10 protein-coding genes are annotated in these 14,972 nt (G+C 56.9%); 6 read left to right on the top strand and 4 right to left on the bottom strand.

The window, feature by feature from the left end; genetic code table 11:
- Together HMPREF2842_RS08505 and HMPREF2842_RS09130 are read right to left on the bottom strand one after the other, a co-directional pair.
- Positions 1-1,920, bottom strand: a 1,920-nt coding sequence (locus HMPREF2842_RS08505; RefSeq protein WP_246823242.1) for a pentapeptide repeat-containing protein, incomplete at its 3' end; no start/stop codon positions are given.
- A 181-nt stretch (positions 1,921-2,101) separates the two neighbouring features.
- Positions 2,102-4,381, bottom strand: a complete 2,280-nt coding sequence (locus HMPREF2842_RS09130) for a pentapeptide repeat-containing protein (protein WP_083309229.1) — start codon at positions 4,379-4,381, stop codon at positions 2,102-2,104.
- A 772-nt stretch (positions 4,382-5,153) separates the two neighbouring features.
- On the opposite strand from HMPREF2842_RS09130, the gene dnaK reads away from it, so the two are divergent.
- From dnaK to HMPREF2842_RS08475, 4 genes are all read left to right on the top strand, one after another.
- On the top strand, positions 5,154-6,986 hold the full coding sequence (gene dnaK / locus HMPREF2842_RS08490; protein WP_070644231.1) for a molecular chaperone DnaK: 1,833 nt from the start codon (positions 5,154-5,156) through the stop codon (positions 6,984-6,986).
- A 2-nt stretch (positions 6,987-6,988) separates the two neighbouring features.
- Positions 6,989-7,567, top strand: a complete 579-nt coding sequence (locus HMPREF2842_RS08485) for a nucleotide exchange factor GrpE (protein ID WP_070644228.1) — start codon at positions 6,989-6,991, stop codon at positions 7,565-7,567.
- 295 nt (positions 7,568-7,862) lie between these two features.
- Positions 7,863-8,855 carry a DnaJ domain-containing protein gene (locus HMPREF2842_RS08480; RefSeq protein WP_049341459.1) on the top strand — a complete coding sequence of 331 codons (993 nt, stop codon included), beginning with the start codon at positions 7,863-7,865 and terminating at the stop codon, positions 8,853-8,855.
- A 3-nt stretch (positions 8,856-8,858) separates the two neighbouring features.
- Complete coding sequence (locus HMPREF2842_RS08475; RefSeq protein WP_070644225.1) at positions 8,859-9,365, top strand: heat shock protein transcriptional repressor HspR; 507 nt, start codon at positions 8,859-8,861, stop codon at positions 9,363-9,365.
- A gap of 258 nt (positions 9,366-9,623) precedes the next feature.
- Here the strand turns inward: HMPREF2842_RS08475 and trmB are convergent, their stop codons facing one another.
- A complete protein-coding gene (gene trmB, locus HMPREF2842_RS08470; RefSeq protein ID WP_070644223.1) occupies positions 9,624-10,430 on the bottom strand; it encodes a tRNA (guanosine(46)-N7)-methyltransferase TrmB in 807 nt (268 codons plus the stop codon).
- Between the two features lie 240 nt (positions 10,431-10,670).
- Positions 10,671-11,069 carry a hypothetical protein gene (locus HMPREF2842_RS08465; RefSeq protein WP_070644220.1) on the bottom strand — a complete coding sequence of 133 codons (399 nt, stop codon included), beginning with the start codon at positions 11,067-11,069 and terminating at the stop codon, positions 10,671-10,673.
- Positions 11,070-11,569: 500 nt separating this feature from the next.
- Between HMPREF2842_RS08465 and HMPREF2842_RS08460 the strand changes: the two genes are divergently transcribed.
- The gene (locus tag HMPREF2842_RS08460; RefSeq protein WP_070644216.1) at positions 11,570-13,036 is read left to right on the top strand and encodes an amino acid permease; all 1,467 of its coding nucleotides are present in this window, start codon (positions 11,570-11,572) and stop codon (positions 13,034-13,036) included.
- 448 nt (positions 13,037-13,484) lie between these two features.
- Positions 13,485-14,960: an amino acid permease gene (locus HMPREF2842_RS08455; RefSeq protein ID WP_049350024.1), complete on the top strand. Its 1,476-nt coding sequence runs from the start codon at positions 13,485-13,487 to the stop codon at positions 14,958-14,960.
- Positions 14,961-14,972 lie beyond the last annotated feature (12 nt).

Raw genomic sequence — 14,972 nt, 5'->3', positions numbered from 1 at the left:
GTACACCGCGAAGTTATGCGCCTCCTGACCAGCAGCTTCCGAAGCGGTAGACAGGGCAGCGAACCGAGCCCGGCGCATCTCGCCCGAGTCAGCATCCTCAACAGCGAAGACCGGCGGGGTCTTCACGAAAGACACATTGCAGAAATCTGCAACACCCATAAAGGTTGCCTCCACGAACTCCGCGCCTGCCTCGAAGGCTGCATCAGCGAACCAAGCGAGCTGCTCAAACGCAACCCCGCTGAAGTTGGCATCAGCGCTGAAAGCCGCCGTGCTGAACCCGGCATACCCCTCAAAGACAGCCTCACGGAACTCTGTAGTCCCCGCAAAATCCGTCCTGAAGAAGCTCGCATTACCGCCGAACGACGCCCTGCAGAACCCCGCATTACCACCAAAGGTTGCACCGCTAAACCTCACATCTGCCGCAAACGTAACGTCGCGGAAGTCCGCGTGCCCTCTAAAAGAAGCCTCGTGGAACTCCGCATTAGCGTTGAAGGTCGCATTCGCGAAGCTCGCACTATAGTTGAACGTCGAACAGGTAAAGTCCGCGCCCTGACCGAACGTCGCATCCGCGAAGTAGGCACCCTCAAAGCTCGCCCCGTTGAAGCTCACCGCCCGAGCGAACGTCACCCCACCGAAGCCGACACTCGCCGTGAACGTCGCCTCACTAAAGTCGGCATCCTGCGCAAATGCCGCGTTACCGAAGTTCGCGTACTGCGGGAAGTCCATCTCATAGATCGTCCTCGGCAGCGCAATAAACGACGACCGGCTGAACGTGACATCGCCGTCGAACCGCGCCCCACCAAAATCCTCGTACTGCGTGAACGACGCCCCGCTAAAGTCCGCCGCGCTCGCAAAGCGTACGTTGCTGAACATCGCGGACTGCTTGGTGACTACACCGGCAAAGCGCGCGGCCCCGCCGAACAGCGACTTGGAGAACACCGCCGGGCGGTTGAAGACCGAGGCGGCGAAGTGTGCTTCATCGTGGAACGTGGAGGCGGTAAATATTGCCTCTCCGCCGAAGGTGACCGCCGCGAAGCTCGCTATGCCCGCGGTGTTCAAGCGTGAAAAGTCGGCGTCGGACTCGAAGGAGGCTACCGCGAAGTCAGCCGTAGCTGAAAAGACCGCGTCTGAGAAGTTGACCGTGCCGGTGAAGGTTACGGTTGCGAAGCTTGCGGTATCCGCAAAGCGTGCCCCGCTGAACTTAGCCGCGCCTGCGAAGTGGGCGGCGCTGAACCCCACCCAGTCGTTGAAGTTCGCGCCATGGAAGGATGCGTCGGCCGTGAACTGCGCCGCCGAGAAGCTGGTGTCACCGTGGAAGGTAGCACCGGAGAAATCCGCCGGGCCGTAGAAGGTCGCGGAGGCAAAATCGGCGTTCTGAAAGTGCAGCTGCCCCAGCGGGTAGAAGATGGGTGCGCCACCAAAGTCGAAGCGCAGGTCAGCCCACATGGGCGATATTGGCGGCACCGAGTGCTGGCTTTCCCTGTTGTCTTTCTCGGCGCTCTCGGTGATTGAGGCGAGGCGGCGGCTGAGCTCCATGAAGACTGTGCGGCGTACTAGCTGCTCTTCGCGTAGTGCTTCCTGATCGTGCGTAAAGTCGCCTGCGTACCCTTCGGGGGCCTCGTCTGCTTCTAGGATCTGCCGTTTCTGTGCGAGGGGGTAGGGCGTGCGGATGCACTCGGTCAGCGCGTCGATAATAGCTTGGGCTTCTTCGCGGCACACCTGCTCGGGCAGGGAGGTATCGGTGAGCCATTCGTCTGCAAGGTTTACGAGCGTGTACGCCCCGCCGAGGCGTACGGCGGGTTGTCCGTCGAGGAATTGTTCGAGGGCGTGAGTGTAGCGTTCGTGCCGCCCGGCCTGCTGGTTGCGCGCCGGGGTGTTTTTGCGTTGCCGCAGCGCTGTGAGGAGTTTGTTGAGGTTCATGACGGTGTGCCCTTCCTGCTCCGGTGCTAGCTTATAACCAGCATAGGGGAGAGCCCCACCCTGGCGCGCTCGCGCTGGGCAAAGAAGAAGCCCCGCCTGCACGAGGTGTGCAGACGGGGGGGGTCTCTATGAATGAGCTTTATTTAAAGGAGGACTTTCCTTCTTTTTCAGATTCTTATATTCACTTCGCGGGATCACTTATATCGTCTGAATCGGGATTGAAAAGTACCGTATCAAGAGGAATTTCAAAAGTATTACCGTAAAGTGTAGCCTTTCCTAAAACTATTTTATGAGAAAAAGAATCATGTTTGAACTCGTATGCGTCAGATGCAACATTGACGGAGAATTTTGCGGCACCGTTCTTTTCAGAACCTTGAGAGAATAATACCTCCTCGGCAAAATATGCATCGGTAAAGTCCACGCTTTTTTTAAAAATTGCTTTGATAAATTCTGCCCCTTCTTCAAAACGCGTTTTTATGAAGTATGTATCTTTATTGAAAGTTGCCCCATAAAATTTTGCTGGAAATTTCGCTGAGGGGAGGGTTTTTCTAATTTCTGCGAATCTCCTTGAGCGGGCATAATAAAAAATAACTTCACTGAAATCTGTGGGGCCTTCAAAAACTGCATGGGTGAAGTTTGCTACACCCTTAAATTTTGCTCGAGTGAATTTTGCTGCACCTTTGAAATTTGTTCTATTAAAATAGCAACTTCCCTTAAATATCGTTTCTTTAAATAGGGCATCCTGATGAAATTCTGTACCCCAAATAAGTAAATCTTTTTCAAATATTGCTCCACTGAAATTAATTTTTTGCCTAAAGTTCATATCGGTTAGGCGCATCTCTTCTCTGAATACTGCGCCGCTCAAGTTTACAATTTTTGCAAAACGTATTTCATTTATGATTGGAGTCTCATTAAATATTGCTCTACTAAAATTTTGATCCTGAGGAAATATTGTATTTCTAAAATCTGCCTTGCCGTAGAATTTTGATGCAATGAAATTAGCTTTCTCGATTGTTATATCGCTGAGAGGATAAAAAATTTGAGCTTGGCTAAAGTCAAAATCGAAGTTACTCCAAGGGCCTGGATTTGTATTTTTTTTGCCTCTAGAGAGAGTACTGCTACGTTTGCTCATTTCAACAAAAATGGTTCGGCGTATACTTTGTTCTTCGAGAACTTTGGCTTGGAGATCTGTGATATTTCTAGGCTTCTTGTACTTGGCAGAAGCATTAAAACGATGATGAAGAAGCTTGAATTTTTGCTGTTCTTCTACGCTGCGACGGCTAGATTCCTTATTCTCAAGTTTTTTCAATTCTTGGCGAGCTTCATACTCCTCTACCGGATCTATATGTGCGAAAGGAGAACGAATGTAGGAGCAAAGATTATTGACAATAACCTGCCCCTCCTTGAGCCGAATTTCTTCATTGATGTTATCGTCATCTAACCACTCATCGACAAGACCAACAAGAGCGTAGACTCCACCAAGGCGTACCGGTGCATTATCGCTCGATAGTTTATCAACAGCTTCAATATAGCGGTCACGGCGATCTGCATGAATCTGACGAATATGATCCTGGCTATTTTTTCGATTTGTTTCGATTAAGCCAAGAATTGCAATAATACCACCTGTGATATACAGAAGGTGAAGTCTTAAATCGGAAGTCGATTTTTGCTCTACCTCTGCAGCCTTATTGCCAGTAGGCGAGGCTGTAGGAGTGGGATTATTCTGCGCCTTTTCTGGATTTTCTTTGGTGCTATCTTGTAGCGGGCTGGTATATCCGGACTCCCTAAATAAATTTGTATAGCTCGGTATTATTAGAGCGGCCGCTCCGCCAAGAAGTGCAAGTACTGCTAGAGTGAATATGAAATACTTACTAGTTAGATTAGATATATATTTTTGTAACTTTGCAACAATTATTTTAGTAAAGAGAAAGAGGAGGAAGGTTGTTGCCGCTAGTGATAATGAAATTTTCACTGGATTGTCGTTAGGGAACAGAAATTCTAGCACTGATGTCGTTGCATTAGTTGCTTCCCCCCAGTGAGTTGTAAAAAATAGAGAGGCGAGGAATACGAGGATTGCCATAAATGCTGCAAAAACTATTCTCATTGATAATTTCTTGGACATCTCTAGAGTTTTCTTTTTGTTTATTGTCTCGAATAGACTGGCAATTAGCCCCCGTAGTGAAATCATAATTTTTGATATATAAGTACATGGATGAGGTGATTTTTTATCTTCTTTTTTGTTTTGAAGCAAGGTATCTTGCTTGCTTTTTTGGGTGTTGGTTTTTATTGATTCTTTTTTGAAATTTTTATCTTTTGAGAAAAGGGAGGTGATAAAAATGATTCCAGATGCAAATAATATGATATTTTCTATAATTTTAGATATTGAAAATCTTTTTTCTGGAGTTGATGGTGATTTGGGAGAATCTGTGTTTGTCTCCGGTGAATTGTCTTGCTCTGACATGGGGTCTCCTGTCTACTTTGAGAGGATATGGTCGTAACCAGGATACGGCAGGAGGGTAGCCTCAAGCCATAGGTGAAGGTTAGGGGATTACGAGTCGGACAAGCGGAGATGCCTCTATAAGATGAGCGATGGAGCTCATAAGCAGATCCTCTATATATAAGAGGAGTGAACCTCTAAGATCTCAGACGGGCGTTCGTAGTTGAGGCGCCTACACGAAGCGCACCCCTAACAACGCTGCTAGAGGCCTAGCCTCCAGGCCTAAAAATCGCGCCTAAAAATCGCCTCGCACACCCTATATAAGGTGCCCTCAGACCACCTTCCGGCACCTCTCACACCCTCATTTTTAGGTTTTTCGCCCCTTTTTTTAATTTTTTTAAAAAATTTTTCGCCCAGTTAGCCCGCCCATGTCCGCCGTGCGCTGAATCGCCTCGCCACACCCTAGCGCCACCCAAAAACCGCGGAATTTCGCGGCAAAACCGCCCATTCGCGCCTCGCCGCCGCCTCAAAATCACCTGCAAAAACACCCCGGCAGAACCCCCAAAAAATCTGCCCCTCACACACCTCCGCGAAAAAAAGTTGAGTAAAGTTCGCTCAACTCTATTGACAGCCCCTCCGAGAGGATGCATACTTGAGTACATGAGGCTCAAGGAAGCCGCGCAGACCACCCCACACGGGGCGGCACGCACAGCACCGACCGCCTCCAAAACTTTCAAACTATCCCGCCTCGCATTAGAAGAAGCGGGGCACTAACACCTAAGGAGTGAATAAACATATGGCACGTGCAGTAGGTATTGACCTCGGTACCACCAACTCGGTCGTAGCAGCACTGGAAGGTGGCGACCCGGTCGTCATCGCTAACGCAGAGGGCACCCGCACCACCCCCTCCGTCGTCGCATTCTCCAAGGACGGCGAGGTTCTGGTCGGTAGCGTTGCAAAGCGTCAGGCAGTGACCAACGTCGACCGCACCATCTCCTCCGTCAAGCGCCACATGGGCACTGACTGGACCACCGAGATCGACGGCAAGAAGTACACCCCGCAGGAAATCTCCGCTCGTATCCTCATGAAGCTGAAGGGCGACGCAGAGGCATTCCTGAACGACACCGTCACCGACGCTGTCATCACCGTCCCGGCATACTTCAACGACGCTGAGCGTCAGGCAACCAAGGAAGCCGGCGAGATTGCAGGCCTGAACGTCCTGCGTATCGTCAACGAGCCCACCGCCGCAGCACTCGCATACGGCCTGGACAAGGGTAAGGAAGACGAGCTCATCCTGGTCTTCGACCTCGGTGGCGGTACCTTCGACGTCTCTCTGCTGGAAGTCGGCAAGGACGACGATGGCTTCTCCACCATCCAGGTTCGCGCAACCAGCGGTGACAACCGCCTCGGTGGCGACGACTGGGACCAGCGCGTAGTCGAGTGGCTGCTCGCACAGGTGAAGGCAAACACCGGCGCAGACCTGTCCAAGGACAAGATCGCGCTGCAGCGTCTGCAGGAAGCAGCTGAGCAGGCTAAGAAGGAACTGTCCAGCGCAACCAGCACCAACATCTCCCTGCAGTACCTGTCCGTCACCCCCGAGGGCCCCATCCACCTGGATGAGAAGCTGACCCGCGCAAAGTTCGAGGAACTGACCCGCGACCTGCTCGAGCGCACCAAGAAGCCCGTGCTCGACGTAATCAAGGAAGCTGGCGTAACCATCTCCGAGATTTCCGAGGTCGTTCTGGTCGGTGGCTCCACCCGTATGCCCGCCGTCGCTGAGCTCGTCAAGGAGCTCACCGGCCGCGAGCCCAACAAGGGCGTGAACCCCGACGAGGTCGTGGCAATGGGTGCAGCACTGCAGGCAGGCGTTCTGAAGGGCGACCGTAAGGACGTTCTGCTGATCGACGTCACCCCCCTCTCCCTCGGTATCGAGACCAAGGGCGGCGTGATGACCAAGCTGATCGAGCGCAACACCGCAATCCCGACCAAGCGTTCCGAGACCTTCACCACCGCAGAGGACAACCAGCCCTCCGTGACCATTCAGGTCTTCCAGGGTGAGCGTGAGTTCACTCGCGACAACAAGAACCTGGGTACCTTCGAGCTGACCGGCATCGCCCCCGCACCCCGTGGCGTGCCCCAGATTGAGGTCACCTTCGACATCGACGCAAACGGCATCGTCCACGTCTCCGCAAAGGACAAGGGCACCGGTGTTGAGCAGTCCATGACCATCACCGGCGGCACCTCCCTCTCCAAGGACGACATCGACCGCATGGTCAAGGACGCAGAGGCACACGCTGAGCAGGACAAGGCACGCCGCGAGGCTGCTGACACCCGCAACGCAGCTGAGTCCCTCGCATACTCCGTCGAGAAGCTCCTGAAGGAGAACGGCGACAAGCTGCCCGAGGACGTCAAGACCGAGGTTCAGGGCGATGTCGACGAGCTGAAGAAGGCACTCGAGGGCGACGACGACGCAGCAGTGAAGTCCGCATTCGAGAAGCTGCAGGCATCCCAGTCCAAGCTGGGCGAGGCACTCTACGCAGCAGCACAGGCTGAGGCATCCGAGTCCAAGCCCGCCGCTGATGAGGACGTTGTCGACGCCGAGGTTATCGACGAAGACGAGAAGAAGTAATCATGGCTGAGCAGGAAAACACCACCCCCGACCCGCTGGAGGAGGCATTCAATGCCCCCGCAGCGGAAGGCCACCCCGAAGCTGAATCGGTCGAAACCGCCGAAGAAGCTGCGGAAGCCGTCGAGGCTGAGCTCCAGGACGCCGTAGAAGCAGAATCTGCGGATGCGGCACTCGCCGCAGAGCGCCTGGACTCCCTGCTTCGCCTGCAGGCAGAGTTCACCAACTACAAGAACCGCACCGCCCGCGAAAAGGAGCAGCTGCGAAACTTCGTAATCGGTGACCTGGTCGGCGCACTGTTGCCGGTGCTCGACGACATCGACGCCGCACGCAAGCACGGCGACCTGCAGGACGGCCCCTTCGCCTCCATCGCTGCGAAGCTCGAAGAGCTGCTCAGCAAGCAGGGCGTGGAGCGCTTCGGTGAAGTAGGCGACGCCTTCGACCCGAACATCCATGAAGCTGTACTGCAGCAGCCCACCGACGAGGTGGCCGAGGATCATGTCTCCATGGTTCTGCGTTACGGCTACCGCGTGAACGACCGTGTGGTTCGTACCGCTCAGGTGGCTGTGGCTGTCGCACCGTAAGGTGGTCGGCTCAGCAATGGCTGAATAACTAACGACGGGCGGGTGCTCTCCCTGGTGGGGAGTGCCCGCCCTGTTGTTTGCCTAGCTGTTCTGCCTGGTGTTGGCGCGGGTTCCGGCGGGCTGTGGCTGCGGTTAAAAGGCTTGTAGGGGCGCAATTTTTTGGGCTCAACCCTTTCAAAATTGAGTCAAGTAGACTAAACTTTTATATAGAGCATTAAGACAAGCACGCGGTGCCCCTGCAAGCCGTCCCGTAACCGAGGAGGGCGGCGCATCACCGCAGAAGGAGAAACACAACATGGCAAGTGAAAACTGGCTAACCGACGACTTTTATAAGGCACTGGGTGTCAGCGAAGACGCAAGCGAAAGTGACATCAAGAAGGCGTACCGCAAGCTCTCCCGCAAGTACCACCCGGACCTGAACCCCGGTGACGCCGCAGCAGAGAAGAAGTTCAAGGAAATCTCGGAAGCATACGACGTGCTCTCCGACAAGAAGCAGCGCGAAGAGTACGACCAGATTCGCCGCTACGGCGCATCTGGCATGGGCGGCTTCGGCGGTGGCGGTTTCGGCGGTGGTAGCTACACCGGCTACCCCGGCGCGGACGCATTCGGCGGCTTCAGCAGCGGCGGCGCAGGCATCAACATTGACGACCTGCTCGGCGGCCTCTTCGGTGGTAGCGCTGGCGGTTCCCGACGCTCCGCAGGTTTCACCAGCGCCGACTTCGGCGGCATGGGTGGCGGCGGCTTCGGCGGTGCACAGCACGCAGCCCCCGAAGAGAGCAGCACCAGCACCCGCATCAGCCTCGCTCAGGCATACACCGGTGCGACCGTGACCGTGTTCCTGCCGGACGGCTCCCACACCGAGGCACGCATCCCCGCAGGCATTAAGGACGGCCAGAAGGTCCGCCTGCGCGGCAAGGGCCTGCACGGCGGCGACCTGAAGGTCACCGTGCGCGTTTCCGATGACTCCGTGTACTCGCGCGAGGGCAACAACCTGATTATGCGTGCGCCCGTCACCCTCGCCGAGGCTGTCGACGGCGCAGTGATTGAGGTGCCCCTGCCCGACGCATCCACCGTGAAGCTGCGCCTGGCCCCCGGCCAGGTCGGCCGCCGACTGCGCGCCAAGGGCCGCGGCTTCAAGGCTAAGGGCGGCGACGGCGACCTGCTGGTCATCCCCGAAATTGTTCTGCCCACCGAGCTGAGCGCAGAGGCGCAGGAAGCATTCGATAAGTTCGTAAAACTGGCACCGCAAGAGAACCCGCGTAAGGATCTGTTGAAGAAGGCGAAGTAAACCATGGCATCTCGAGAATCATCATCTAAGTCCCGTAGCGGCAAGCCGTTGCACAGCGTGGACCTGCCGGTTTTCGTGATTTCTGTGGCGGCTGAACTGGCGGGCATGCACCCGCAGACCCTACGCCAGTACGACCGCATCGGCCTGGTCCAGCCTTCGCGTGCGCCCGGTAAGGCGCGCCGCTATTCGCAGCGTGACGTGAACCGTCTGCAGCAGATTCAGCAGCTCTCGCAGGAGGGCGTCTCCCTAGAGGGTATTCGCCGCATTATTGAGCTGGAGTCCCTCGTGGAGGAGCAGCAGGAGCAGATTGCGGCGCTGCAGCGTCAGGTTGAGGATGGGAAGGTGAAGCTGGGCTTGGCGGAGCGCGTGTTCGCCGCCGGTACCAGCGGCGACGTGGTGCATATTGCCCGCGGTACCCGCCCGGCGCCTCGTCAGCGTTCTTCGGCTGTGGTGCTGTACCGTCAGCGTCACCAGTCGGCTACGGCGGATGACGCGAAGCCGCAGCGCTAAACCAGCTAAACCCGCTACACTTGGATAAACGGCTCGGCTGTTCTAGCTCGCTTCTAGTTCATTTGAGCTGGTCAGCCGCCCGTATAGGCTTGTGCGTCTTAGCGTTGTGCGAGCGAGGTAGGGTAGACCCCCGCCCGCACTTGGACCCACACACAAGGAGGTGAGGCTCCCCGAACGAACGGGGAGCCTCACCTGCTTTAACGTATGCACTTTGCGCGCTGGAGGGAAACCACCTGGCGGTAACTGGCGTTGCCTTGCTTACTTGCGGCGGTAGGTCAGATCGTGCGCGCGGCGGCCCGCCTCCTGAGCCTTACGCTCAAAGCTGGTGAGGGTACGACCCTCCCAACGCGGAGCCCAACCACCCAGCGGATCCTCCTCGGTCGCACCGGCGCCCGGGTTCATGTTCTCAAAGTCGGGGTGAGCCTCCAGAACCTCACGCATGACCAGGGCGTACTCCTCCCAGTCAGTCGCCAGACGCCAAATGCCGCCGGGCTTGAGCACGCGCGCAACCTTATCAGCGAACGCCGGGGACACCAGGCGGCGCTTGTGGTGGCGGGACTTGTGCCAGGGGTCCGGGAAGAACACCCACAGCTCGTCCACGGAGTTCTCCTCAAGCATGTTGTCGAGCAGTTCGGGTGCGTTCGCCTGAGCCACACGCACGTTCTCCACGCCGGCGTTGCCCATCTTTAGCAGCAGGTCCGCGATGCCGGGGGTGTACACCTCAACGGCGAGGAAGTTCGCCTCGGGCACCTCAGCAGCGCGGTGCACAATTGCCTCGCCCAGACCGGAACCGATCTCGACGACCTGGTACGCCTCACGGCCGTAAATCTTCACCGGGTCGAAGGTCGCCTCGGGTGCGACGGAGGTGTCGGTGCGCAGGCGCGGAATGTCCAGCACGTGGGTGGGGGAGTAGGTGTCCCACGCCTTCTGACGGCGCGCGGTGAGGCGGTCGCCGCGGCGGACGAAGGAGTAGGGCTGGCGGAAGAATTCCTCGGGAACCGGCTTCTTGGCCTTTTCTTCGGTGGATTCGGGTGCCTGGCTAGGCTGCGTGTTCTCAGTAGACATACCTAAAAGAATAGCGTAGCGCCGCTACACCGTGCGGTTTCGTGGTGCGCGGGGCTGGCGTGACGCTGAGCTAATCGGGCGCGGGGTAGGGAGCGTGCGCGGTCTGCGAGGCATAGAAAATCGGCGCGCATAGAAATTCGGTGCGCATAGAACTTCAGCAGGCACACAAAAGTGCGGCGGGAACAGTCTTGGTTCCCGCCGCACTTTCGTGAGGTTGTTGAGTGAGTTAGCTTGTGGGGATTACTTCTTGGAGCCCAGCAGTGCCAGGCCCGCGCCGAGCAGCACGATGTTGTTTGCGAGCTGCTGGCCGTCCTGGGTGGGGCGGAAGGTTGCGTCGTGCATGTCCGGGTTGCGGAAGTACATGGTCATCAGGTTTGCTGCGAATGCGGTCAGGCCTGCACCCGCCAGGCGTGCGGGAATGAAGGGGGTCAGCAGGGTTGCGCCGAGTGCGGTCTCTGCGCCGGCGATGAGCTTACCGAAGGTTGCTGCGTCCAGCTTGGAGACTGCGGGAACACCGGTTGCCGCCATCTGCTGCAGGAAGGCGTAGGTGCCTTCGTCTGCCTTGAGCTTCTTGACGCCTGCGTCGAGGATGAGTGCGCCAGCGGTGAGTCGCAGTGCTGCGTTGGAGAACTTGCCCATTGTTGTGTCCTTCTGTTCTGTAGTTGGTTGGTTAGGTTTTTGTTGAACGGTTTCTACTCTAGACCCGGTTTCTCGCTATGTAAAGTTTTACACGTAAAGTTTCTAAATATTTTTGAAAACCCGGCAGGAGCGTGCAGGGAAGGGGCGCGATCTAAGGGCGGTGCGGGGCGTGTTCCGAGTGGAGGGTGAGGGGTGCCACAGGCTCGCCCGTCTCAAAAATCTGGTGATGTTGTATTCCTTGTACTTGTGTGGGTATGAGGGGGTAAAATTTGAAATTATGCGTTCTCTGCATAACCCTTTATCGGCGATGCAAGAAATCGGAAGCCCCGCGAAATCGGAGCCCACAAGCCCAAGTCCACCGCGCAAGCTATGGATGCGGGAATTTCTCCCCCATACACGCCGCTAAGAATTATGCATGAATACCAACCACCCGGACTCGCCCCCGAGTGAAATTTAGGGCGAATCGACGCAGGAAAGAGAAATACGTGACACAGCAGCCAATGCAGCACAACTCCGTCACCGGCCTAGACTCCGAAGCTGAGCACTCCAAGCTTCAGCGCGGACTAAGCTACCGACACATCCAGCTGATCGCTATTGGCGGCGCCATCGGCACCGGCCTTTTCCTCGGCTCAGCAAAGACCATCGCCCTGACCGGCCCCTCCATCGTCTTTGTTTACGCCATTATCGGTAGCGTCATCTACTTTGTTCTGCGCGCCATGGGCGAGATTCTGCTCTCCAACCCCAAGTACAAGTCCTTCACCGACTTCATCACCGACATCCTCGGTCTGCGCGCCGGCTTCTTCGTCGGCTGGTCGTACTGGTTCTTCTGGGTCGTCACAGGTATCGCGGACGTCATTGCCATTACCGGCTACATCAAATACTGGTGGCCGGAAATCCCAGCCTTCATCCCGGCGCTGACCGTTATCGTGGCTCTGCTGTTGCTGAACCTGCCCTCGGTGAAGAACTTCGGTGAAATCGAATTCTGGTTCGCAGTCATTAAAATCGTCGCGATTGTCGCCCTCATTATTGTTGGTGCGCTCATGGTTGCCTTCAGCTTCACCGCGCCCGACGGTACCGTCGCCTCTGTGGCAAACCTCTGGGATCACCCCGGCCCCTCCGGTAGCGGTATCTTTACCCAGGGCCTGACGGGCTTCCTGGGTGCCTTCCAGATTGCGCTCTTTGCCTTCGTGGGTGCTGAGCTGGTCGGTACCGCCGTGGCGGAAACCGAACACCCTGAACGCACCCTGCCCAAGGCAATTAACGCGGTACCCTTCCGCATTGGCCTCTTCTACGCGCTGCCGCTGCTGACCATCCTCGCCGTCACCCCCTGGGACAAGCTGGATAAGTCCATGAGCCCCTTCGTGGGCATGTTCTCCCTGGCGGGCATTGCTGTTGCCGCCTCCCTGGTGAACTTTGTGGTGCTGACCTCCGCGGCGTCCTCGGCGAACTCCGGTATTTTCTCGACCTCCCGCATGGTCTACGGTCTGGCACACGACGGTGCCGCACCCTCCGCGCTGGGTAAGCTCACCAAGAACGGTGTGCCCGCTAACGCCCTGTACCTGACCACCGTGATGCTGCTGTTTAGCCTGGTCATGTTGTATGCCGGTAGCGGCATCATGGAGGCGTTCACCGTGGTGACCTCCGTGGCGTCGATGATGGGTATCTTCACCTGGAGCATGATCCTGATTGCGTACCTGGTGTACCGCAAGAAGTTCCCGGAGCGCCACGAGGCGTCCGCGTACAAGATGCCCTGGGGTATTGGCATGAGCTGGTTTGGTCTGGTCTTCTTCGCCGTCATGGTCTACGCCCTGAGCCTGTACCCGGACACCGCAATCGGCCTGGCGCTGACCCCCATCTGGTTTATCGCTCTGGCTATTGGCTACGAGATTCTGACCCGCCGCCACGCGGCGAAGCGTGCTCGTGCGCTGGCTGTTGAAAACGCTGCTGACAAGGCTGGTCAGAAGTAGTTTCTGTTCTTTCTGTGGCGCTCCGGTAGTGCTGTGTGTAAGCCCCGTTTCTGCATTCTTTGAGATGCGGAGGCGGGGCTTTCGCGTGCCCTCGTGCTTGCCTGTTTACGTTCGAGGCGGCATTTTTTACACCGCTTGATATGACGTGAATAATAGAAACAGGTCACATTTTTGCCGTAAATCCTGTTTTCTTGCACTTAACACCTGTAGAATAACTATCCAAGTAGCTGTGAGAGCTCTCAGAAAAACTCCGCGTCAATCGATAGCGTGACACTTCCGAATGCCGCGCGGTATTTGATAGAGACCCAGCCTCGCCCCGAAATCCGGGGACGCCCCGCAAGCTAATGGCCGCATATTCATACAGTGACCGTGCCTGCTGCGATCTAGCGATTCTTATTCCAGTAACGGCACATGCGGTACGGGGTACAACCGCTGAAAAGAGGACGTCGTGACTGAACAGAACAACGTCAGCCTGAATCCTAAAGCTCCCGAGCAGGGAGAGCGACTACACCGCGGTCTAAGCAACCGCCACATCCAGCTCATCGCCATCGGCGGTGCCATCGGCACCGGCCTGTTCATGGGCTCCGGTCGCGCCATCTCCCTGGCGGGCCCCTCCGTGATTTTCGTGTATATGCTCATCGGCGCCGTCATCTTCCTGGTGCTGCGAGCTATGGGCGAGATTCTGCTCTCCAACCTGAGGTACAAGTCCTTCTCCGACTTCACCACCGACCTCGTCGGCCCCATGGCCGGGTTCTTCCTCGGCTGGTCCTACTGGTTCATGTGGGTGGTCACCGCCGTCGCGGACATCATCGCAATTGTTGGCTACCTGCGTCTGTGGTGGCCCGACCTGCAAGCCTGGATCCCGGCGCTCGTCGTCATCGGCGTTCTGCTGACCCTGAACCTGGTGTCCGTGAAGAACTTCGGCGAAATCGAATTCTGGTTCTCCATGATTAAGATTGTCGCCATCGTCGCCCTGATTATCGTTGGTGGCGGCATGGTCGCTATCGGCTTCACCTCACCCAGTGGCGCGCAGGCGTCCGTCGCCAACCTCTGGAACGACGGCGGTATGTTCCCCAACCACCTGATTGGCTTCCTCGGCGCGTTCCAGATTGCCGTCTTCGCGTTCATGGGCTCCGAGCTTGTCGGTACCACCGCCGCAGAAACCCAGGACCCCGAAAAGACCCTGCCCAGGGCAATCAACGCCGTGCCGGTACGTATTATGGTCTTCTACGTGGGCGCGCTCGTCACCATCCTGATGGTTACCCCCTGGCGCCTCGTCAGCCCCGATAAGAGCCCCTTCGTCGCCATGTTCACCCTGGCGGGCCTGGGCATCGCCGCGCACATCATCAACTTTGTGGTGATTACCAGCGCAACCTCCTCGGCGAACTCCGGTATCTTCTCCACCTCGCGCATGGCATTCGGCCTGGCGCGCGAGCGCAGCGCCCCGCAGTTCCTGGGCAAGATCTCTAAGAACGGTGTGCCGCGTAACGCGCTGTTCCTCTCCGCCGTGATGCTGCTGTCCTCCATCGTGCTGCTCTACGCGGGTGACTCAATCTCTAGCGCGTTCAACCTGGTCACCACCGTGGCTGCGGTACTCGTGATTTTTGCGTGGGCGATGATTATGGTCAGCTACCTGATGTACCGCAAGAAGTTCCCGTCACGTCACGAGAAGTCGAAGTTCCGTCTGCCCGGCGGCCGTTTCTCCGCGTGGCTGTCGCTGGTGTTCTTCGCCTTCACCATCGGTGTGCTGGCCATGGATGAAGAAACCCTCAGGGGTCTGCTCGCGATGCCCGTCTGGTTCGCGATTCTGGGTATTGGTTGGTTCTTCAAGCGCCGTGCGGATGCACGCCGCCACGAAGCAATCTCTACCCGCACCGCGCAGATTGCGATTGTGGAGGCATCCGAGATTTTCTCGGCACGCTAAACACCCACGCTA

It is taken from the genome of Rothia sp. HMSC069C10, from assembly GCF_001812205.1.
Lineage (GTDB): Bacteria > Actinomycetota > Actinomycetes > Actinomycetales > Micrococcaceae > Rothia > Rothia mucilaginosa.
This window is presented reverse-complemented; position numbering and strand designations above follow the sequence as displayed.

Bases quoted from the DNA above. Each gene is read 5' to 3' on its own strand.
- HMPREF2842_RS08460 (WP_070644216.1), top strand. From the start codon at position 11,570: ATGCAGCACAACTCCGTCACCGGCCTAGACTCCGAAGCTGAGCACTCC.
- HMPREF2842_RS08475 (WP_070644225.1), top strand. From the start codon at position 8,859: ATGGCATCTCGAGAATCATCATCTAAGTCCCGTAGCGGCAAGCCGTTG.
- HMPREF2842_RS08485 (WP_070644228.1), top strand. From the start codon at position 6,989: ATGGCTGAGCAGGAAAACACCACCCCCGACCCGCTGGAGGAGGCATTC.
- HMPREF2842_RS09130 (WP_083309229.1), bottom strand. From the start codon at position 4,381: ATGTCAGAGCAAGACAATTCACCGGAGACAAACACAGATTCTCCCAAA.
- HMPREF2842_RS08465 (WP_070644220.1), bottom strand. From the start codon at position 11,069: ATGGGCAAGTTCTCCAACGCAGCACTGCGACTCACCGCTGGCGCACTC.
- HMPREF2842_RS08480 (WP_049341459.1), top strand. From the start codon at position 7,863: ATGGCAAGTGAAAACTGGCTAACCGACGACTTTTATAAGGCACTGGGT.
- trmB (WP_070644223.1), bottom strand. From the start codon at position 10,430: ATGTCTACTGAGAACACGCAGCCTAGCCAGGCACCCGAATCCACCGAA.
- dnaK (WP_070644231.1), top strand. From the start codon at position 5,154: ATGGCACGTGCAGTAGGTATTGACCTCGGTACCACCAACTCGGTCGTA.